Here is a 20,372-nt window from a genome sequence, read left to right as displayed (position 1 = left end):
GGGTCCCATTGTTCCTCACGCATGGACGAGCACGTGCCGGGCGCCGGCCGGGGCCTGGCGGCGGGCCAGCGGCCAGAACGACACCAGCATGCACACGGCGCCGAGCGGGATCAGGTCCTTCTCCAGGATCGGGATGGCGAAGTCGAGCATGACCAGGACCGGGGTCCAGAGCTTGACCTGCCGCCGCGCGGCGAGCTGGACGACCAGGGCCAGTTGGGCGACGTAGAACAGGAGCGGGCCGGCGGCGTAGACCGCGAGCGACACCCCCGGAACCGCCTGGACCTGGTCGAACAGCGGGGACATCGCGTCGTGGTCGGCGGCCATGAACCCGACGACGATGTCGATCACGAACTGCGCGGCCGCGCACGCGATGCCCACCAGGCCGACCACGAGGCTGGTGGTGGCGATGCGGTTGCGGCCCAGCATCCGCCACATTTCCCGAAATATCACGATGAACAGGGCAAGTGCGGCAAGAAAGGCGAGATGGCCGGCCGTCCAGGCCAACCCTGGCCCCCGGCTCCCGTCCAGGCCGTCGACGATCCGGATCACGCCGTACGACAGGACGAGCAGCGGGGCGGCCACGAAGGCGGCGCGGGGGTTCATCAGGGGTTCTCCTCAAGGGCGGGGCGATGCACTTATCCTGCGGTTTTCCGCTCCGGATGTGATCGCCGGGACGGGCGATCCCGCGCCTCGCTCTCAAGAGGGATGCGCCTCGCTCCCGCGCCCCACATGACGGCCGACAACGGGAGTCGGCTTGACAACCGATATTGTCGGTGCGATCGTCGGCCGCACACCGCGCCGGGCCGTGACAGGGAGACCGCCATGCCGCACGAGTTCGAGATCCGCCACGAGATCCAGCTGGACGCCGCCCCCGACGTCGTCTGGCAGGCCATCGCGGAGGGCCCGGGCATCGACTCGTGGTTCATGGGCCGTACCGAACTGGAACCGCGCGAAGGCGGCCGGGGCACGCAGACCTTCGGCGACGACGTCGCCACCGAGTCGGTGGTGACCGCCTGGGAGCCGGGCAGGCGCCTGGCCCACCAGGGCGTGGAGAACCCCGACGGCACGTTCATGGCCTTCGAGTACCTGCTGGAAGCCCGCGGCTCGGGCAGCACGGTGCTCCGCTTCGTCCACAGCGGCTTCCTCGGCGACGACTGGGAGTCGGAGTACGACGACCTGGAGCGCGGCGACCTCCAGTACCTGTACAAGCTGGCCGTCTACCTGCGGCACTTCCCCGGCAGGATCTCCACCCACAACCTGTTCCTGGCCGGCCCGTGCGCGTCGGAGGAGCGGTTCTGGGTCGCGCTCGGGGCCGTGCTCGGCGTCGCCGGCCGTCCGGTGGCGGGGGAGAAGGTGACGGTCGCGATCGAGGGGCGTTCGCCGGAGCGGGGCGTCGTGGAGTGGGTGACCGCTCCGGGCACGTTCGTGGCGGTCCGTACGGACGACGGCCTGTACATGTTCGTCCAGGGACGCGGCATGGCGGTGGTGGAGCACCACGCCTACGCCCCGGTGGACGGCGAGGCCCTGGAAGCCGCCTGGACCCACTGGCTCACCACCGTCTCCCCCTGACCGCCCGCCCTCAGGCGAAGAACCCGCCTGACCCGCGGCCCACAGGAGAACCCCACCGCCTTCGCCTGACCGCCGGCCCTCAGGCGAAGAAGTCGCGCAGCACCGGCGCCAGGGCCTCCGGCTTGACGATGTGGGTCTGCCCGTCGAGCGTGCGGTAGTCGGCCGCGGGCAGCGCCTTCGCCAGCGCGCCGACGGAGTTGCGCATCCACTGCGGGCTCTTCCCCCCGTCGGCGACCAGCGTCGGCACGGTCACCGACGCCCACGCGCCATCCGGGTACGGCACGCCCCGCTGGTGCGGGAAGACGAGCGCGGTGTCGTACGGCAGGGTGTGCGCCACGGCCTTGAGCGTGGCCCACGCGGGCATGAACCGCATCATCGCCACCACGATCGCCGGCAGGCCGACCCCTTCGCGCATGAACATCCTGACCGCCTCGGCCCGGCGGCCGGCGGCCACCAGCGCCTCCAGGCGTCGCGGGTAGTCGTCCTTGATCGGGGGACGGGTGCCGTCCACGAGGAACGGGGGCTCGTACAGGGCCAGGCGCTCGACCGGCAGGCCGTGCTGGACCGCGGCCAGGGCGAGGGCGGCGCCGGAGGAGGTGCCGTACAGGCGGACCGGGCCGCCGGCCTCCTTGACGAGCGCGGCCAGGTCCTCGACCTCCCGTTCGAGGGCGTACGGCTGGGTGTCGCCGCTCTCGCCCCGTCCGCGCCGGTCGTAGGTGTAGACCGTGAAGTCGGGGGCGAGCGCCTCGGCCAGGCCGCCGTTGATGCTGGAGCCGCGGAAGCTGAGTGCGCCGTCCACGAGGATGACCGCCGGGCCCTGGCCTGCGCGTTCGTACGCGATGGGGGTGCCGTCCGCGGAGTTGATCATTCTGCTCATGGTGTTCCTCCGTTTCGTGGTGCCCACGCTAGCTACCGACAAATAAAATTGTCAAGAAATCTTTTGGGAGAAGACGTACTGATACGGGTACCTCTGCGCTCTTACCTGGTGGAGTCGTCCCGAGCGCGGGGGAACGCCGGGGCGGCTCCCACATCGCGTGCCGCGAAAAGGAGGGGACGGCACGTGCCGCAGACGGGGGCGGGCGGTCTGCCAGCCGCACGCCCCGGCCGCGGCACGTGCCGTGGGCACCGCCCTCTCGGCGTCGGCTACGTCGCCGGCACCGTGACCGGCCCGCTCCCGGACGCCTGCGACCTGCGGCCGAGCCGCCGTACCGGCCTGATCACCAGCAGCGCCGTCACCACGCCGACCGTCACCAGGGCCGAGCCCAGCATGAAGACGCGCGGCTCGACCAGCGCGGTGACCGGGCCGGCCAGCGCCTGCCCGACCGCCATGCCCGCGACCGACCCGGCCACCTGGTAGGCGTTGACCCGGTTCAGCACGTCCGGCGCGACCTGGGTCTGCACGGTCGTCGACCACATCACCGACCAGAACGCCATCGCGCACCCCCCGAGCAGGTGCCCGGCCATCAGCACCGGCAGCGGCGGCCCGAGCGCGACCGACAGCGGCACGGCGACGTACCCGATCAGCGCCACCGCCCCCGCCGCCAGCGGCCTGCGCGGCTTCAGCCGGATCGCCACCAGCCCGCCCAGCACGGTCCCGAGGCCGAGCGCCGCCATCACCCAGCCGTAGTCGGCCCCGATGACCTGGGACGACAGCGGCACGTACGGCCCCACCACCAGCACGCCCCAGAACACCCAGACCAGGATGACCGACCACATCCAGCTCCTGGCCTTGAACTCCTCCCAGCCCCTGCGCAGGTCGCTCAGCACGTCGGACGGCTCCGGCGTGGGCACGGCGACCCGCACCAGCAGCAGGCACACCGCGCTGACCAGGAACGTCGCGGCGTCCACGGTGTAGACGAAGACCGGCCCGGTGGCCACGACGAGGATCCCGGCCAGCGCGGGCCCGGCGAGCTGGGTGACCGCCTCGGCGATCTTCAGAGTCGCGTTGGCCCGCTGCGCATCCTCGGCCACCAGCGGCACCATCCCGTTGACGCACGGTTCGAACACCCCGGCGGCCATGCCCGACAGGAACGCCATCGCCAGCAGCAGGGCGAACGGCGGGGCCCCGTCGAGGAAGGCGACGGCCACGACCGCCTGGGTGACCACCCTGACCACGTCCGCGCCGATCATCAGGCGTCGGGGTCCGATCCGGTCGGCGACGACCCCGCCGAACAACATGACCAGCACGGCCGACGCGGTCCAGAGCGCGAGCACGAAGCCGACGCCGGCGATCCCGTAAACTTTGCCGATCGCCAGCGCCGAGGCGACGGGCATCATCGCGTCGCCGAGCAGCGAGATCGTGCGGGCCCCGAAGTAGAGGGCGAAACTCCTCGTCCACATGAGGCCTAATTCTGGATTTCTCCAGATCAGAGCACCGGTGTCCCAAATGACATCATTGGGTACATTTGCGCCATGCCCCTGGACTGCCCCGAGACGCCTCCGGCCCCCGTGAGCCCGCACCGCGTGGTCGCCCTGGTCGCCCCCAACCAGGAGCTCTACCCCGTCACCTCGGCCTCGGCCGTCTTCGGCTACCAGGGCCCCGACATCCCCCAGCACTACGGCTTCACGCTGTGCGCCGAGCGGCCGGGCTCGCTGCCCACCACCCTCGGCGTCCCCATGCAGGTGGACAGCGGTCTCCAAGCCATCGACGAGGCCGACACCGTGATCGTCGCGGGCTGGACCCTGGTCCCCTCGCCGGCCGTGCTCGACGCGGTCTCCCGGGCCCATTCCCGCGGGGCGCGGATCGTCGCCGTCTGCGCGGGCATCTTCATCCCCGCCGCCCTGGGCCTGCTGGACGGCCGTCGCGCGTCCGTCCACTGGGAGCTGTCCGGGGAGCTGGCCGCCCGCCACCCGCGCGTCATCCCCGACGACACCGTCATCTACGTGGACCACGGCGACGTCGCCACCGCCGGAGCCTCGGCCGCCACCCTCGACCTGTGCCTGCACCAGGTGCTCCAGGACCACGGCGCGGCCCACGCCATGCGCATCGGCCGTCAGCTCGCCGCCGGGCCGCACCGCGAGGGCTGCCAGCGCCAGTACCCGCCGCTGCCCACCGCGGGGCCCATGCCGGACTCCCTGGCCCCGCTGCTCGAATGGCTGCTCGGCCGCCTGCCCGACCACGTCACCGTCGAGGACATGGCCGCCTACTCGGGCGTCTCCGCGCGGACCCTGACCCGGCAGTTCGCCGACCAGCTCGGCGTCCCGCCCGCCCGCTGGCTGCTGGAACGCCGGCTGGCCGCCACCCGGGCGCTGCTGGAGGAGACCGACCTGCCGGTCGAGACGATCGCCACCCGCGTCGGCCTCTCCTCGGCCGTCAACCTCCGCCGCCGTTTCCACACCGCGCTGCGCACCACCCCGGCCGCCTACCGGCGCTCCTTCCGCTGACGGGCGGCGACCGCCGTCAGGCCGCGTGCCAGGGACGGGCAGGCTCGGTCTCCCTGGCGGCGTCCGCGACGCGCACCGCGTACGTCGGGCGCTCGGCGCCGGGCACCGGCCCGAGGTAGGAGTGGCCGGTCAGGTGGCACCACGCGGGCAGGTCCACGGGCGCGGCGGGGTCGCTGGCGATCAGGTGGATCACGGCGCCCGGACCGGCGCGCAGCACGTGCCCGCGCAGCTCGATGAGCAGTTGCACGCACATCTTGTCGCCGCCGTCGATCACCAGATCAGGTTCGGGCATACGTATAGGAAACCACGCGTCGCCGTCGAGTAGGTTGAGGCCTGTCCTGGCCCGATCAGAGGCCCGATCAGAGGCCGGAGCAGGCGTCGGACGGTAACGGCCCGGACACATCGGGCGGATTATCCCAGTAAAAGGGTCATAATCCTGTTCAAGTGTTGGGGAAGGCGGTGATGAGATGGCCGGGTTCACCGAGATCGCCGAAGAGGCCGGGCCGGCGGAGAGCCACGGGACCGGACGCGGCTCCGCGGGCCGGGGCGTGCGGCTCGCGCGCGTCACGGCCGTCGTCATGGCGGTGGCCTCGCCGGTCCTCACGGTCGCCGCGCTGCTCGTCTACGCCCGCCTGCCGGAGGCGTGGACCCCGCTGAGGACCGCCTCGCCCCAGACGGCCGCCGCCCTGACGTTCCCCGCCGTCGGCGCGTTCCTGATCTTCCATCGGCCGCGGCTGAACATGGCGTGGCTGATGGTCGCGGGCGGCATCGCCGCCGCCGTCAGCGACCTGTCCAGCGCGATGATGTTCCGGCTGGCCGCCGACGGCGACCTGGTCGCGGCCGGGCTCGTACGCTTCCCCGCGCAGGTCGGGTGGGCGGTGTGCGGCCTGGCGCTCACCATGCTGCTGCCGCTCTACTCGCCCGACGGGCGGCTGCCCTCGCCGCGCTGGCGGTGGGTGCTGCTGCTGGGCGCGTTCTCGCTCGGGCTCGACCTGGCCCGCTCGGTGTTCCGGCCCGACCCGCCCCCCGGCAGCTACCCCTACCCGGCCGTCATCCCCAACCCGCTGCAGATCCGCGCGCTCGGGCCGTACGTGGAGGCCGTCTCCGCCGTCGCCTGGACCGGCATCTACGTCGCCATGGCGCTGACGGCGCTCTCCCTGGCGCTGCGGCTGCGCCGGGCCGACCCGGTGGGCAGGCGGCAGATCGGCTGGCCGCTGTTCGCGTTCGCCGGCTACGTCGTGTTCCTGATCATGGCCGCGTTCGTGCCGGCGCTCCTGTGGCCGAGCATCGTGTGGGCGGCGCTCATCCCGGTCGCCGTCGCGTTCTCGGTGACCCGCTACCGGCTCTACGGCATCGACACGGTGATCAGCCGGGCCTTCGTCGCGGCCGGGCTGGTGGCCGTGGTGAGCGCGGTCTACTTCGGCGCGGGCGCGCTGTCCAGCCTCGTGGTCTCCGGCTACGACGAGATCGCGGGCATCGCCGCCGCGCTGTTCGCCGGCGCGTTCTTCCAGCCGCTGCGACACGTGCTGCAACGCGCCGTCGACCGCCTCCTGTACGGCAGCGTCGGCGACCCGGCCGTGCTGGCCGAACGCCTGACCCAGGCCGTCCGGCGCGGCGACCCGGCCAAGGCGCTGACCTCCGTGGTCAGCGTGCTGCGCGACGGGCTCGCGGTCGAGGGCGTGGCCGTGGAGGTCGCCGACGGCGAGCCGCGTTACGTCGAGAGCGGCCGGGTGGGCACGGCGCCCCGCCAGGTGCCGCTGGTGTGGCACGGCGAGCGCGTCGGCCGCCTGTTCGTCGGGCCGCCCGGCCCGCGCCGCTTCCCCGCCGCCCACAACGAGCGCGTGCTCACCACGCTCACGCCGTACGCCGCCGACGTGGCGCACGCCGTGCGCATGGCCGCTGACCTGCAGCGTTCCAGGGAGCGCATCCTGACGGCCAGGGAGGAGGAGCGCCGCCGCCTGCGCCGCGACCTGCACGACGGGCTCGGCCAGACCCTCTCGGCCATGGCCATGACCATCAACATGGCCAGGATGAGCCTGAAGAAGTCCCCCGACGCCGCCGACGAGCTGCTGCGCGAGCTGCACACCGGCATGGGCGCGGTCACCGACGACATCCGCGAGCTGGTGTACGGCCTGCGCCCGCCCGCGCTCGACGATCTCGGCCTGGCCAGGGCCGTCCGCGAGCTGGCCGGCCAGTCCTCCCCGGACACCGAGATCGAGGTGGAGGTCGAGGGCAGCATGACCGACCTGCCCGCCGCCGTCGAGGTGGCCGTCTACCGGATCGTCCAGGAGGCGCTGACCAACATCCGGCGGCACGCGAGGGCCTCCCGTGCCCGCATCGTGCTCCAGCGGGACTCCGTGCTGCGCGTGCTGATCGCCGACGACGGCCGCGGGCTGCCCGCCGCGTACAGCGCGGGGGTGGGCCTAGGCTCAATGCGGGAACGGGCGGCCGAGCTCGGCGGCATCTGCGTCGTCAACAGCGGGCCGGGGGCCGGGACGCGGGTCGAGGTCATGCTGCCCCTGGGCTCGGCCGCGAAGGAGCCGGTCAGGCCGCCGCGCGCGGGCCGCTGATCGCCGGGCCGGGCCGGGCAAAATTAACCGAGAGTAGTTTTGATCTCACTCTTAGTGTGGAACATGGTGAAGTATCACCTCATTCCTCACGGAGGACGTGCCTTGCCCCAGCACACACCCCGCCTGGTGATGTACTACCGGACCCACTGCGACGGCGGCCTCTACGTCTCCCCGCTGCCCCTGATCGAACGGCGTACCGGCCTCACCCATCTCGTCGTCGCCACCGTGGAGGCCGGCGCGGACGGCGACGTCCGGCTCAACGGCGCCCCGCCCGACTGCCCCGACCTGGCTCAGATGTGGGACGACGTGCAGGTCACCCAGGTGTACGGCGCCCGCGCCCTGGCCATGATCGACGGCCTGGACCGCCTCGACCACGACTTCGGCGCCTGCTACCCGCCGCTGCGCCGCCTGCTCGCCCGCCGCCGCCTCGACGGCGTGGACCTGCACCTGACCGCGCCGATGTCGCCGGCCGGCCTCGGACGCCTGATCGACCGGCTGCGCGCCGACTTCGGGCCGGCCTTCCTGATCGCGCTCACCCCGTCCGCCGCCGTGGACCACGACCAGGTCTTCCGCGACCGGGGCGCCGACCTCGCCTGGCTCAACCTGCCGATGTACGGCGGCCCGCGCAGCCTGGCCGACCCGTGCGACTACGACGCCGTGCTCGCCGGGGGAGTGGTGCCGGCGGGCAAGCTGGTGGCCGGGGCGGTCACCACCCCCGACAACGGGGGCGGCGGCTATGTCGAGATCGACCGCCTGGCCGCCACCGTCGCCGAGCTGTTGCACCGGCATCCCGGGATGGGCGGGGTGAGCGGCTGGGAGTACTACAACGCGCTGCCCGGCGGCACGGACGCCCCCTGGCAGTGGGCCGAACGCGTCGGCGCCGCACTCAGACTGACCCGCAAGCCCTGAGCCCTGCTCCGGAGAGTGGTCAGCGTCGTCGGCGCTTCTGGGTGCCCGCCGTCTTGCCCGGTTTGCGGGGCTTCCTGGGCAGACGCCCGCGCTCGCCCGGCGGCCGTACGTGCACCCCGCGCCACCGCTGCAACGCCACGCGCGCGGCCGAGGCCACCCGGGGCGCCGGATGGTGCTCGATGAGGAAGCGCAACATCGGCGTCGTGTAGGGGTGGTCGCTGCACGTCATCATGCCGAGCATGCTGAGCACGTCGTCGACGTCGAGGTTGCCGGAGAGCTGGAGTATCGACTCGGCCGGCCCGCCGATCTCCATCGCGGCCACGGTCATGTCGGCGTACACCCAGGCCACGTCGACGGGCGCGGGTGGGACGTCGTGGTCCTCCTTCTCCCGAGCCCGGATGAGCGCCCCCAGCCGGGGCACCTCGCGCAACGCGGCGGCGATCTCCTGACCGGGCCGGCCGAGGTCCTCCAGCAGCACGGTCAGGCCGACGGCCCGGCTCAGCGGGCTGACGTCGAGCAGGACGTCGGCGATCTCCTCGGCGGCCCGCGCCGGATCCCGCCCGCCCAGCCAGGCGCGCACCTCCTCGGCGCGTTCGTCGTCGTCGTAGGTGCGCAGGGCCCGCAGCAGCGTGGGGGCGTCGGCGCCGGCCGTGCCGCCGTGGACCGGGATGTCCTGGCCGATGAGGGTCTTGAAGAGGTCGAGCGCGCTCCAGGTGCCGAGCGGGGTCAGCGACACCGACGAGCCCTCCCGCCGGATCAGCCGCAACCAGGCCAGCTCGTCGGCCGCCTCGTCGGTCAGCTCGGGGATCTCCGCCACCGGCAGGGCGTCGCGGTGGCTGAGCAGCATCAGCAGGGTGCTCGTGCCCGCGTCGAGCGCCGCGGCGTCGGCCTCGGGGGAGAACAGCGAGTAGAGGATGTCGCCCCACGTGTCCAGCACGTCGTCGGCCGGCCCGGACGTCAGGGTCTCGACCGCCGGGCCGGTCGTGGCGGCCCCGTCGCGCACGTCGATGAGCCGGCTGTCCTCGGCCACGCCCCAGAGCCGCCCCTGCTCGGGCCGCGCCGCCCCGGGCTCACCGGCGGCGGAGGCGAGGCGGAGCAGGTCGTGGACGACCGGCGTCGCCCGGACCACGGCCGCGAGGTCGTCGGCCGGGAGGAGGCGCACCGGCGGCTGGAGGGTCACGGGCGGCAGCAGGTCCGCTTGATGGAGGAAAGGGGCCACGGTGGGTAAGGTTACTGTCTCATTGCGTGACGATGCCTGCTCTTTGCCTTCCCGGGCGGCCGGAAAACCCCTCGGATTCTGTCGGTGGCCGGTGATACAAACGGGTCCGATGTTCGCCCGCCCTCGGCCAAGGGGTTTCACCGTGACCAGCGGCAGTTCGGAGTTCTCCGTCGAAGGCCTGCGCTACGACCGGCGTGGGCCGGTCCGCTGGCTCTGGTCCCATCTGCGCCGCCATCCGCTCCCCCTGACGGGCTTCCTCGGCGGCTCGCTGGTGATGGTGGTGCTCAACGCGCTGGTCCCCCAGCTCACCGGCTCCGCCTTCGACGCGGTGCTGGGCGGCCGGGGCACGCCCGCCGCCGCGCTCGGCCTGGTCGCCGTGGCGCTGCTGGCGGTGGTGTCGGCCCGCGGCCTGCTCGACCTCGTCGCCCGGCTGAGCAGCGAGATGCTGGCCAAGCGGCTCGAACGCGACGCCCGCGACGAGCTCTACGCCGGCCTGCTCGGCAAGAGCCAGACCTTCCACAACCGGCAGCGGGTGGGCGACCTGATGGCGCGGGCGGCCAACGACATCCGCCAGCTGTCCATCATGATCAGTCCGGGCGTCGACCTGATCGTCGACTCCGGGCTCACCGGTCTGGTGCCCCTGGTGTTCATCGCCGCGATCGACCCGCGGCTGCTGCTGGTGCCCGTGGTGTTCGGGGTGCTGTTCGGGTTCGCGCTGCGCCACTACATGGGGCAGCTCAACCCGGTGGCCACCCGCATGCGCGACGAGTTCGGCGACCTCAACGCCGGGCTGAGCCAGGCGGTGCGCGGCATCGAGGTGATCAAGGTGACCGCGCAGGAGGAGCAGGAGCGGCTGCGCTTCCGCGCCAACGCCCGGCGCTACCGCGACTCGTTCGTGCGCAACGGCCTCGTCCAGGCCCGCTACCTGCCCACGTTGCTGTTCGCGTGCGCCATGGCGGGGGCGCTGTGGCACGCCCTCCTCCTCCACGCCGCCGGCGCCATCACGATCGGCGACCTGGTGGCCTTCATGGGGCTGATGGGCATGCTCGGCTTCCCGACCCAGATCTCGATCTTCACGTTCTCGCTGGTGCAGATCGGCATCGTGTCCTCCCGCCGGATCCTCGACATCGTCAACGCCGAGACCGAGCTGGAGCAGCCGGCCGCCGGCCACGTCGCGCCCATCGGGGGCGAGATCGTCTTCGACGACGTCACGTTCGGCTACGGCGAGGGCGAGCCCGTCCTGCGGGGGGTGACGTTCACCGTGCGGCCGGGGGAGACGGTGGCGATCGTCGGCGAGACCGGGGCGGGCAAGAGCTCGCTGACGAAGCTGGTGCCCCGCATCTACGACGTCACCTCGGGCCGGATCCTGGTCGACGGCGTCGACGTCCGCGAGTGGGACCTCGACTCGCTGCGCTCCCAGATCTCCACCATCGAGCAGGACGTCGTGCTGTTCTCGCGGTCCGTGGCCGAGAACATCGCCTTCGGCCTCGGCCAGCGGGCCGACCGCGCCGCCGTGGTCAAAGCGGCGGAGGACGCGCAGGCGGCCGAGTTCGTGGCCGAGCTCGACGACGGCTACGACACCGTCATCGGCGAGCGCGGCCTCACGCTGTCCGGCGGCCAGCGCCAGCGGCTGGCCATCGCGCGGGCGCTGCTGACCGACCCGGCCATCCTGATCCTCGACGACTCCACCAGCGCCATCGACTCCGCCACCGAAGACCGCATCCAGCAGGCCATCGAGCGCATCCAGGAAGGGCGCACGACCCTGCTGATCACCCACCGGCTCTCCCAGATCCGCTGGGCCGACAAGGTCCTGCTGCTGCGGCGCGGCGAGGTGGCCGCCTTCGGCACCCACGACGAGCTGATCGCCGGCAGCCCCCTTTACCGCCGCATCTTCTCCCACTACGACGAGGTCCCGGCCGATCAGGGCGCGCTCGACGAGCAGGAAAGGGTCCACTGATGGGCTTCATCATGGACGGCCTCGACGCCGAGGACTACGACCGCACCTACTCCGACCGTGACCTGACGCGCCGGATCCTCGCCTACTTCCGCCCCAAGCTGGGCGCGATGTTCCTGGTGGCGGCCATGATCGTGCTGGTGTCGGCGGCGCAGGCGGCCCTGCCGCTGCTCGCCAGCCAGGGCGTCGACGCCATCCAGGACGGCACGATCGCCGGCGTCGGCCCGCTGCTCGTCGCCGGCATCCTGCTCGCCGGCGCGCTGAGCTGGGCCTTCAACTTCGTCCGCCAGTGGTACAGCGCGCGGGTGACCGGCGACGTCGTGCTGCGCCTGCGCGAAGACGCCTTCGACGCCGTGCTCGAACGCGACCTGTCGTTCTACGACGAGACCCCGTCGGGCCGCATCGTCAGCCGCGTCACCTCCGACACCGACGACTTCGCCACGGTCTCCACCCTGACGATGGACCTGATCAGCCAGGTGCTGATGGTGGGGTTCGTCACCGTCCTGCTGTTCCTGCGCAGCGTCGAGCTGGCGCTGCTGACCCTGCTGGTGGCGCCGGTCGTGATGGGCATGGCGCTGGTGTTCCGGCGGCTGGCCCGGTCCAGCACGCGGCGGGCCCAGCGGTCGCTGAGCCGGGTCAACGCCAACCTCCAGGAGACCATGGGCGGCATCGCCGTGGCCAAGAACTTCCGCCAGGAGCGGCAGGTCTACGACGAGTTCCGGCCGGTCAACGAGCAGAGCTACCGGGTGACGCTGCGCCAGGGCTTCGTCTTCTCGGCCATCTTCCCCCTGCTGTTCCTCGTGGCGGGGCTCGCGACGGTCGCGCTGGTCCAGCTCGGCGGCACCGCGGTGCTGGGCGGCGGCCTGTCGGCGGGCGACTGGTACCTGTTCCTGCAGGGCGTGTCGCTGTTCTGGATGCCGCTGACCTCCATCGCCGCCTTCTGGTCGCAGTTCCAGCAGGGCCTGTCGGCCTCCGAGCGGGTCTTCGCCCTGATCGACGCCCCGCCCCGGGTCGTGCAGACCGGCTCGGCCGACCCGGGCAGGCTGGCCGGGCGCATCGAGTTCGACGACGTCACCTTCGGCTACGACGCGGCCCACCCCGTGCTCCGCCGCTTCGACCTGGTCGTCGAGGCGGGCGAGACGGTCGCGCTGGTCGGCCACACCGGCGCCGGCAAGTCCACGCTGGGCAAGCTGATCACCCGTTTCTACGAGTTCCAGGAAGGCCGCCTGCTGATCGACGGCCACGACATCCGCTCGCTCGACCTCGGCGCGTACCGGCGGCAGATCGGCGCGGTGCCGCAGGCGCCGTTCCTGTTCAGCGGCACGGTCGCCGACAACATCCGCTATCCGCGTCCCGCCGCGGGCGACGACGAGGTGCTGGCCGCGGCGGCCGCGGTCGGCGGCGGCGACTGGATCGAGGCCCTGCCCCACGGCCTGGCCACCGACGTGGGCGAGCACGGGCGGGCCCTGTCGATGGGCCAGCGGCAGCTCGTCGCGCTGGCCCGCCTGCTCATCCAGGACCCGGCGATCGTCGTCCTCGACGAGGCCACCGCGAGCGTCGACCCGCTGACCGAGGCCCAGATCCAGGAGGGGCTCGACGTGGTGCTGGCCGGCCGCACCTCGATCGTCATCGCCCACCGGCTGTCCACGATCGAGCACGTCGACCGCATCATCGTGCTCGACCACGGCCGGATCGTGGAGGAGGGCGACCACGCCTCGCTGCTGGCCCGCGGCGGCCGCTACTGCCAGGTCTACAACACCTACTTCCGCCACCAGTCGCCCGACTACCGGCCCGACAGCGGGTTCGTCGCCGTCGGCGAGACCTGACAGCTCACATGACGAGCCGCCGCTGCCTGCTGCTGCGCCACTCCACCATCAGCACGGTCGCGTCGTCCTGGAGCCGTCCGTGCTGGTGCTCCAGGATGGCCTGCACCAGCCGGCGCAGCGTCTCGGGCGCCGACAGGCCGTCGGCCTCCTGCCGCAGGATGAAGTCGATGAAGCGCTCCAGGCCGAACAGCTCGCCGTCCGGGCTCTGCGCCTCGATGATCCCGTCGGTGTAGAACAGCAGCCGGTCGCCGGGCTGGAGCTGGTAGCGCAGCTCCCCGGTGTACGGCCGCAGCAGGAAGCCCATCGGCGGGTCGGGCTCGCTGGACAGCGTGGCCACCTGCTGGCCCTCGCGGATCACCAGCGGCGGATGGTGCCCCCGGTTCACCCAGGTCAGCCAGCCGGTGTGCAGGTCGAGGCAGGCCAGGATGCCGGTCGCGAAGCGGCCGGTGAACTGCTCGGCGATGGCTGCGTCGATCGCCTGGCCCGTGTTGACGAGATCGGCGCCCTGCCGCCGGTTGTTCCGGCTGGCCCCGACGGCGATGGTCGCGGTCAGCCCGGCGGAGGTGTCGTGGCCCATCGAGTCGAAGATCGACACGTGCAGCGCCTCGCCGTCGATGGCGTAGTCGAAGGCGTCCCCGCCCACCTCGTACGCCGGTTCGAGCACGGCGCTGACCACCACGTCGTCGTTGGCGAACGTCCCCGGGGGCAGCAGGGGCACCAGCACCTCGGCCGACAGCGTCATCGGCCGGGCGCGGGTCAACCGCGAGTAGGAGTCGCTGTGCGGCCGCTTGCTGATCACCAGCAGCGCGACCAGCGACGCGAGCTGCTGGGCCCGCCACTCGGCGACCTCGTCGTCCAGCGGCACCGTCACCCCGAGCACGCCGACCCGCTCGGTGCCGTCGAGGAGCGGCAGCCACAGCCGCCGAGCCGTGTCGCCGGGCCCGCCCGGCACGTGGACGACCTCGACGTTGCGGAAGGCGATCCCGGCGAGCGTGCTGTCGATCCGCAGGACCGCCAGCGGCTCGCCGGACACGTCCCGCTGCTCGGAGATCGGGATGAGCTCCTGCTGCTGCAGGTCGGTGACGTAGATCGCGGTCTCGGAGAAGCCCACCAGCGCGGCGTGCCCGGCCACCACGTGCGGCAGGTCCTCCATGGCGGTCAGATGGTTGGCGGACAGCATGCCGCCCAGCATCAGCTCTCCGCCACTCCGCCGCATCGGCACACCCTTCCTGAGGTCTGCCCGGGGACCTACCCATTCGAGGGGCGGTTCCTGCCCCGCCGACCACCGCCGACACCTCCGTACGGACCGGGCAGCCCCTCACTCGGCGGCAGGCGGCCCTTCCGCGCGCTCCGCCGCCGGCGCCCGCCACCGCGCCGCGTCCTGGTACGCCTTCGTCACCGCGACGATCATGGCCGCCTGTGCGCCGATTAGCGACAACCAGAGCATGCCCCCGCCTATGAAGAGGGCGAACGCCAGCAGCGCGGCGACCGTGAACACCCATCCGCCGACCGATCCAGGAATCTTCAAAACCGGCTCTCCCATAGGTACCAGGGGCCTTCCAGGTGGGTGTAACCCGTGTGGGACTCCTCCGGTGGCGCGCCTCCCGGGCTCCAGGCGAAGCCGTACCGGTCGAACAGGCCGGTGTCGCTCACCAGGAACCGCGCTCCGCCCGGCAGCCGTTCGATCGACGTCAGCGGAAAGAGGCCCACCCATTGGTCTTCGCGCCTGACGGTGTTGGTGTCCGCGGCGACCGTCCGGGCGAACTGCTCCAGCCCCGACTCCGACAGCGCGAACCGGGCCTCGAACGGCGCCCCGGTGAGCACCAGCGCGGTCACGATCACGCCCATCGCCGGCGCGGCCGTCCAGCGGGCCCAGTGGCGGCGCAGCTCGGGACGGCCGTCGGAGCGCAGGAGGCCCACCGCGAACCGGGCGACCCAGACGACCACGGTGCCGACGAAGAGCGCGAGACCCGCCAGCAGCAGTGTGAACGAACCTCCGCCCGGCATGCTCGTGTGGTTGAGCATGAGCAGCCCCACCACGGCGACCAGCGGAAGCAGCACCTTGCCTGGCGGGCCGACCAAGGCCCGGGTGAGCGCCGGTAAGGGAGGTCGCTCGGCGACGTTTTCCGACATGCCCGAGCGTACCGCGATCATGTGACGCCGGGCCGGCGGGCAGGGAGGGACCGGCTACAGCAGCCGGGAACGGTCCAACGCCGCCCTCTTCCGCACCTCGGCCAGGAAGACCTCCGTGTGGCGGTGGTGGCGGCGCGGACGCCCGGGTTCCCGGCCGGGCGGGGTGTCGGCGTGCTGGGAGAAGGTCAGCCAGCAGCTGCGGATGCCGTAGAGGAGGTTCTCCAGCAGGTCGAGGGCCGGGCGGGCGGGGTTGAGCGGGGTGATCGGCAGGTAGACCGTGCTGGGGCCGAGGCCGAGCTCGGGATGGTCGGTGCGGGCCTGGGCGATCAGCTCCTCGGCCACGCCGATGCGGTGCTTGGCCTCGGTGACGCCGTAGAGGTGGCCCTCGGCGACGTGCAGCGCGTTGCGGATCATCGGCATGACCGCGGCCCTGGGCGAGCCGCCGCCGCTCATCGCGGAGATCACCTCGGTGAGGCTCTCCTGGGCGGGGGCCTTGATGTTGTCGACCTCGGAGATGGTCTGCATCGGATGCAGGCCGGTGTGCCGGGCGCTGATGGTGGCGGCGGCGTAGAGCCAGTGGGCGGCCGCGATCGCGGCCGCGGTGGGGTCGATCTTGGTGAACAGCGCCTCCGTGCCGAACGGATGCTGGTGCAGCAGGCTGTCGGCCTGGGCGACCTGGAGGGGCGAGGCGTCCTCGCGGCTGAGCATGACGGCCTGCTGGGCGCGCGCGGTCAGGTCGCCGAGCTCGGCGTTCTCGATGGCGGCCAGCTCGGCGGTGACGTCGGTGGCCACGCTGCCGGCCAGCGGCGCGTGGTTGATCGTGTGCAGCGTACGGCCGACGCGGTGGGCGACCTCCTCCACCCGCGTGGAGTAGAGGGTCAGCGCGCCGTTGGCCGGCCGGACGGGCGCCAGCAGGGCCGGGATGACCGAGGCGAACGCGTCGCGCTCGGCCTGCCGCTGCCAGCCGACGCTGTTGGGGCCGTGCTGGTCGGCGGCGCTGGACGGGTGGGTGTAGCAGCGCCAGCAGGCGGAGGACAGCTCCGTGAGGCTGGTGGCCAGGCGGAGCACGTCGGGGCTCGAAGGCACCTGTTCCGCCACGGTGGTGGCGATGTCGCCGATCCCCGTACCCCAGGTGGCGATGAGCGCGTGGCGTGAGTGGTCGACGGCGAACCGGGTCACGGAGGCTCCTTACAACGGGGGGTGGGGGAGCGTGATGACATGCTCAGGATGCTTGATCCGGGGTGCTCGTGGAGGGGAATTCGCATGGTTGCCGGTCCCTGATCTGCGGATTTGCCGTGATATGCGCCAGAAGATTTTTCCGGCGGACGGGCCGGTTCCCACACCCCTGACAAAGGCCGGCGGGGGCCCGTGCGGCGGGCCGCCGTCTCCGCCCTCGTTCCTCCGGCCTGGCCCTGTTTCGGCCCGTCACTTTCGGCGGCCAATATCCGCTGGCAGAAAAGAAACGTGGGCGCCGGTGTAATGGAACCTCACCCGGCGAAATCAAGATCATCCCCACGCGGGCTGCCGATGTGCCACCGTTTTGGTCATCCCCGGGGCGCCCGCCCGCTCGTCCGGCGCAGGCCCCTGTCCAGCTGCGCGAAGGCAGGAATGTGTGGACCTAGAGACACGGATACTCAAGTTGCTGTTGCGCCTGCGGAAGCACAAGGCAGGCAGGCCCGCCGGCGACCTCACGGCGACCACGGCCGGCATCACCCGCATGCAGGCCGACATCGCCGACATCCGGACGGAGATGCGACAGGACTTCGCCGCGCTCGGCGACGAGCTGGCGGCCCTGCGCCGCCACATGAACGACCACTTCACGTCCAGCAGGCCGCGCTGCTGCAAGGACCCGGAGCCCGGCTGCTCCCAAGGGACGCAGGCGTACGGCCCGGACCCGATCAACAACTGACCTGCCACGCCAGGCTCGGCCTGAGGCCGCCACCCGGCGCCGGGCCGAGCCCTCCGCGGACCCGCACCCGTTGCTTGCCGGCGGTCGTGTCGGGTATACACGGGTTGCCACCATGTGCTTACAGCAAGTGGGACCCGGCCGCCCTCCACCACCTGGCCGGTTCCCTAACGACTACCGGCAAAGGTAGGAGTAAGTGGATGTAGAGGCGGAGATCCTGGACATCAGGCTTCGGGTCCAGGCGCTGGAGGCGACACTGTGCGCCGAGGCCGACTGCTCCGAGGCGGTGCTCGGCGTCGCCGAGATGCGGGCCGACCTCGCCGAGACCCGGAGCCAGTCGGGCCACGACGTCACGGCTCTGACCGACGAGCTGCTCGGCCTGCGCGGGCAGACCGACGAACACTTCCAGGCGATCCGGTCGAAGATCCGCCGGCGGCTCGACCTGCTGCGCTGCGAGACCCTTGATCTTGCCCTCAGGCTCGACCACCTGCTGGAGAAGGACGACTCCTAGCGTTCGCGTCCCGCCGTGGGTCAGGTGGCGGCGTGGGCCTGGCGGGTCCAGGCGGACAGCAGGCGGAGAGCGGTCTGGGAGGGGGAGCCCTCCTCGGTGGTGTGGGCGGTCAGCGCCTGGTCGGGGTCGTCGGGCAGGCGGAGGGTCTCGAAGCCGAGGTCGAGCCGGCCGACCACCGGGTGCAGGTAGACGTAGCGTCCGTGGGTCTTGTCCTTGAGCCGGTGTTCGGCCCAGAGCTCGCGGAACTCCGGGCTGGCCGCCGACAGCTCCTCGACCAGCTCCGACGTCCGGGTGTCCGCAGGATGGCGGCCGGCGTCGAGGCGCAGGTAGGCGGCCACGTCGGCGGCCGGGAGCTGGAGGACTCGCTGCGCCGCCTGAACGTCGAGCGCGTCGACCTGTACCAGGTGCACTACCCCGACACCGGCGAGTCGCTGGAGTACGCCGGCGGCGGCTTCGGCGCGGTGTCGCCCAACGCCACGCCGCTGGAGGAGTACTGGCAGGTCATGGCCGACCTGAAGGCCGAGGGCAAGGTCCGCGCGATCGGCCTGTCCAACCACTCGCCGGAGGAGCTGGCGGCCGCGGAGCGCATCGCGCACGTGGACGTCATCCAGCCGCCGTTCTCGGCGATCAACCGGTCGGCGGCGGCCGAGATCGCGTGGGCGCACGCCCACGGCACCGGCGTGATCGCGTACTCGCCGCTGCAGTCGGGCCTGCTCACCGGGACGTTCTCCGCCGAGCGCGTCGCGAGCCTGCCCGACGGCGACTGGCGCACCGCCCACCACGACTTCACCACGGGCCTCGCGGCCAACCTGCGGCTGGCGGAGGCGCTGCGCCCGGTCGCCGCCCGGCACGGCGTCGGCGTCGCCGAGGTGGCCATCGCGTGGGTCCTGGCCTGCCGGGCGTCACCGGGGCCATCGTCGGCGCCCGCCGGCCGGAGCAGGTGGACGGCTGGATCGGCGCGGGCGCGGTGGACCTGACGCCGGCCGACCTGGCGGAGATCGCCGCCGCGATCACCGCCTCCGGCGCCGGTCCCGCCCGGCCCCTCGCGTGAGGACGGCGCCGGAGATGTCCCTCATCGTGCTGGCCCAGTACGTGGCCGCGGCCGGCCAGGAGGACCGGCTGCGGACCGCGCTCGAAGCGATGATCGAACCGTCCCTGGACGAGCCCGGCTGCCTGGCCTACCGCGCCTACGGCGATCCGAACCATCCGGCGAGCATGGTGGTGATCGAGGAGTGGGCCGGCGCCGGGGCGCGGGCGCGGCACCTGACCACGCCGCATCACCGCCATGCGGCGCAGGTGCTGGCCCTCGTCCTGGCCGAGCCGATGGTCGTGCGCACGCTCGTGACCGCCTGGCTTCACTGAGCGCCGCCGGGCCCGATCTGACCGGAGGTCCGCAAGAGGCCGGTGTTCGCAAGAGGCCAATGCGGGGGACCGGTCGGCGAACGGCTGAGGAATCGGTCCCGCCGTATGGGTTGCGGCCCGACCCCGTCGCGTCCGGGGATGTCGGCCATTGGTGTGTCCTTCTTTATGGCAGTTTTCGGTGCGATTGCTGAGTATGAGGGGCATGGAGCGCGTGCCGCAGGAGGACGGTGCGGCCGGGGCTCGGGAAGCCGGGCGGGCCGGGGCCGGAAGGGTTCGGCGGGCCGCCGCCGGGGGCGGGGTGCTGGTCGTCGTGGCGGTGCTGGCGTACTGGCTGGGGGGCGGCGGCAGCGGCGGGACGGCCGCAGGAGGGCCGGGCGCCACGCCGACGCCCACCGCGACGCTCACGGTGCCGGACGTCTTCCGCAGGGTCGGGCCGTCGGTCGTGGTCATCCAGGCGGGCAAGTCGCTCGGCACGGGCGTGATCGCGGCCGAGGACGGGACGGTCCTGACGGCCCATCACGTGATCAAGGCCAAGAAGGACATCAACCTCACGTTCGCCGACGGGACCAGGGCGAAGGCCGTCGTCGCCGCCGCGAATCCCAAGAGGGACGTCGCCGTGCTCAAGCCGGTGAAGCTGCCGGAGATCGTCGTGCCCGCGACGCTCGGCGGCGCGGTGGCCGTGGGGGCGCCGGTCGTGGCGATCGGCAATCCGCTGGGCCTGACCTACAGCGTCTCCACCGGGGTGGTGTCGGGCCTCGACCGGACCACCGGCCGGACCGGCAAGGACGCCGGCCTGAAAGGGCTGATCCAGTTCGACGCCTCCGTCAACCCGGGCAGCTCTGGCGGCCCCCTGCTGGACGCCCGCGGGCTGGTCGTTGGGATCGTCGTCTCGATCGCCGACCCCGGGGGCGACGACGCGTTCGCCGGCATCGCGTTCGCGGTGCCGATCGGCGCGGCCCTGGGCGGCGACGACGGCGACGGCCCACCAGGCGACGGACCCCAGATCTGACCGCCACCGCCCATAGCGCC

Annotated in this window: 21 protein-coding genes; 11 read left to right on the top strand and 10 right to left on the bottom strand. The window is 72.4% G+C overall.

The genetic code is table 11. The annotated features are described in order from the left end of the window. Window positions 1-15: 15 nt before the first annotated feature. The gene (locus AB0J46_RS39635; protein WP_364339812.1) at window positions 16-603 is read right to left on the bottom strand and encodes a hypothetical protein; all 588 of its coding nucleotides are present in this window, start codon (window positions 601-603) and stop codon (window positions 16-18) included. A 219-nt stretch (window positions 604-822) separates the two neighbouring features. Between AB0J46_RS39635 and AB0J46_RS39630 the strand changes: the two genes are divergently transcribed. Beyond that, window positions 823-1,569, top strand: coding sequence for an SRPBCC domain-containing protein (locus AB0J46_RS39630; protein WP_364339811.1), 747 nt, complete (start codon window positions 823-825; stop codon window positions 1,567-1,569). A gap of 79 nt (window positions 1,570-1,648) precedes the next feature. Here the strand turns inward: AB0J46_RS39630 and AB0J46_RS39625 are convergent, their stop codons facing one another. Both AB0J46_RS39625 and AB0J46_RS39620 read right to left on the bottom strand, forming a co-directional pair. Beyond that, entirely contained in the window at window positions 1,649-2,446 is a 798-nt protein-coding gene (locus AB0J46_RS39625; RefSeq protein WP_364339810.1) for an alpha/beta fold hydrolase, read from the bottom strand. 266 nt (window positions 2,447-2,712) lie between these two features. Then, complete coding sequence (locus AB0J46_RS39620) at window positions 2,713-3,909, bottom strand: MFS transporter (protein ID WP_364339809.1); 1,197 nt, start codon at window positions 3,907-3,909, stop codon at window positions 2,713-2,715. A gap of 72 nt (window positions 3,910-3,981) precedes the next feature. Between AB0J46_RS39620 and AB0J46_RS39615 the strand changes: the two genes are divergently transcribed. Then, window positions 3,982-4,953 carry a helix-turn-helix domain-containing protein gene (locus AB0J46_RS39615; protein WP_364339808.1) on the top strand — a complete coding sequence of 324 codons (972 nt, stop codon included), beginning with the start codon at window positions 3,982-3,984 and terminating at the stop codon, window positions 4,951-4,953. A gap of 16 nt (window positions 4,954-4,969) precedes the next feature. Here the strand turns inward: AB0J46_RS39615 and AB0J46_RS39610 are convergent, their stop codons facing one another. Beyond that, window positions 4,970-5,245 (bottom strand): sulfurtransferase TusA family protein, encoded by a 276-nt coding sequence (locus AB0J46_RS39610; RefSeq protein ID WP_364339806.1) that lies wholly within the window; start codon window positions 5,243-5,245, stop codon window positions 4,970-4,972. 175 nt (window positions 5,246-5,420) lie between these two features. Here AB0J46_RS39610 and AB0J46_RS39605 point away from each other — a divergent pair, with 175 nt between their 5' ends. Together AB0J46_RS39605 and AB0J46_RS39600 are read left to right on the top strand one after the other, a co-directional pair. Beyond that, entirely contained in the window at window positions 5,421-7,523 is a 2,103-nt protein-coding gene (locus AB0J46_RS39605; RefSeq protein ID WP_364339804.1) for a histidine kinase, read from the top strand. A 102-nt stretch (window positions 7,524-7,625) separates the two neighbouring features. After that, on the top strand, window positions 7,626-8,432 hold the full coding sequence (locus tag AB0J46_RS39600) for a hypothetical protein (RefSeq protein WP_364339802.1): 807 nt from the start codon (window positions 7,626-7,628) through the stop codon (window positions 8,430-8,432). A 19-nt stretch (window positions 8,433-8,451) separates the two neighbouring features. On the opposite strand, the gene AB0J46_RS39595 is transcribed toward AB0J46_RS39600, so the two are convergent. Beyond that, window positions 8,452-9,651 carry a hypothetical protein gene (locus AB0J46_RS39595; RefSeq protein WP_364339800.1) on the bottom strand — a complete coding sequence of 400 codons (1,200 nt, stop codon included), beginning with the start codon at window positions 9,649-9,651 and terminating at the stop codon, window positions 8,452-8,454. Between the two features lie 142 nt (window positions 9,652-9,793). On the opposite strand from AB0J46_RS39595, the gene AB0J46_RS39590 reads away from it, so the two are divergent. After that, window positions 9,794-11,608 (top strand): ABC transporter ATP-binding protein, encoded by a 1,815-nt coding sequence (locus AB0J46_RS39590; RefSeq protein WP_364339798.1) that lies wholly within the window; start codon window positions 9,794-9,796, stop codon window positions 11,606-11,608. Beyond that, window positions 11,608-13,431 carry an ABC transporter ATP-binding protein gene (locus AB0J46_RS39585; protein ID WP_364339796.1) on the top strand — a complete coding sequence of 608 codons (1,824 nt, stop codon included), beginning with the start codon at window positions 11,608-11,610 and terminating at the stop codon, window positions 13,429-13,431. Before AB0J46_RS39590 ends, AB0J46_RS39585 begins: the two co-directional genes overlap by 1 nt. 4 nt (window positions 13,432-13,435) lie before the next feature. On the opposite strand, the gene AB0J46_RS39580 is transcribed toward AB0J46_RS39585, so the two are convergent. The 4 genes from AB0J46_RS39580 to AB0J46_RS39565 form a co-directional block, all read right to left on the bottom strand. After that, on the bottom strand, window positions 13,436-14,647 hold the full coding sequence (locus AB0J46_RS39580) for a PP2C family protein-serine/threonine phosphatase (protein WP_364339794.1): 1,212 nt from the start codon (window positions 14,645-14,647) through the stop codon (window positions 13,436-13,438). A gap of 102 nt (window positions 14,648-14,749) precedes the next feature. Continuing rightward, a complete protein-coding gene (locus AB0J46_RS39575) occupies window positions 14,750-14,959 on the bottom strand; it encodes a hypothetical protein (RefSeq protein WP_364339792.1) in 210 nt (69 codons plus the stop codon). Further along, on the bottom strand, window positions 14,956-15,564 hold the full coding sequence (locus tag AB0J46_RS39570) for a hypothetical protein (protein ID WP_364339790.1): 609 nt from the start codon (window positions 15,562-15,564) through the stop codon (window positions 14,956-14,958). The genes AB0J46_RS39575 and AB0J46_RS39570 overlap by 4 nt, the downstream gene beginning before the upstream one ends. A 54-nt stretch (window positions 15,565-15,618) precedes the next feature. After that, a complete protein-coding gene (locus AB0J46_RS39565; protein ID WP_364339788.1) occupies window positions 15,619-16,743 on the bottom strand; it encodes a hypothetical protein in 1,125 nt (374 codons plus the stop codon). 433 nt (window positions 16,744-17,176) lie between these two features. On the opposite strand from AB0J46_RS39565, the gene AB0J46_RS39560 reads away from it, so the two are divergent. Further along, window positions 17,177-17,473, top strand: a complete 297-nt coding sequence (locus AB0J46_RS39560) for a hypothetical protein (RefSeq protein WP_364339786.1) — start codon at window positions 17,177-17,179, stop codon at window positions 17,471-17,473. Between the two features lie 193 nt (window positions 17,474-17,666). Beyond that, complete coding sequence (locus AB0J46_RS39555) at window positions 17,667-17,981, top strand: hypothetical protein (RefSeq protein ID WP_364339784.1); 315 nt, start codon at window positions 17,667-17,669, stop codon at window positions 17,979-17,981. Window positions 17,982-18,001: 20 nt separating this feature from the next. On the opposite strand, the gene AB0J46_RS39550 is transcribed toward AB0J46_RS39555, so the two are convergent. Then, complete coding sequence (locus AB0J46_RS39550) at window positions 18,002-18,319, bottom strand: hypothetical protein (RefSeq protein ID WP_364339782.1); 318 nt, start codon at window positions 18,317-18,319, stop codon at window positions 18,002-18,004. Here AB0J46_RS39550 and AB0J46_RS39545 point away from each other — a divergent pair. The 3 genes from AB0J46_RS39545 (at window position 18,284) to AB0J46_RS39535 (ending at window position 20,352) form a co-directional block, all read left to right on the top strand. Next, window positions 18,284-18,958, top strand: a complete 675-nt coding sequence (locus AB0J46_RS39545; RefSeq protein ID WP_364339779.1) for an aldo/keto reductase — start codon at window positions 18,284-18,286, stop codon at window positions 18,956-18,958. The two genes, AB0J46_RS39550 and AB0J46_RS39545, sit on opposite strands and share 36 nt — an antisense overlap. A gap of 88 nt (window positions 18,959-19,046) precedes the next feature. Further along, entirely contained in the window at window positions 19,047-19,343 is a 297-nt protein-coding gene (locus AB0J46_RS39540; protein ID WP_364339777.1) for a putative quinol monooxygenase, read from the top strand. A 202-nt stretch (window positions 19,344-19,545) separates the two neighbouring features. Then, the gene (locus AB0J46_RS39535) at window positions 19,546-20,352 is read left to right on the top strand and encodes a trypsin-like peptidase domain-containing protein (RefSeq protein ID WP_364339775.1); all 807 of its coding nucleotides are present in this window, start codon (window positions 19,546-19,548) and stop codon (window positions 20,350-20,352) included. Window positions 20,353-20,372: the final 20 nt, after the last annotated feature.

Origin of the sequence: Nonomuraea sp. NPDC049758 (assembly GCF_040674635.1) — a bacterium.
Taxonomy (GTDB): domain Bacteria; phylum Actinomycetota; class Actinomycetes; order Streptosporangiales; family Streptosporangiaceae; genus Nonomuraea.
Note: the sequence above shows the minus strand (reverse complement) of the source record. Positions and strands in the feature narration are given on the sequence as shown.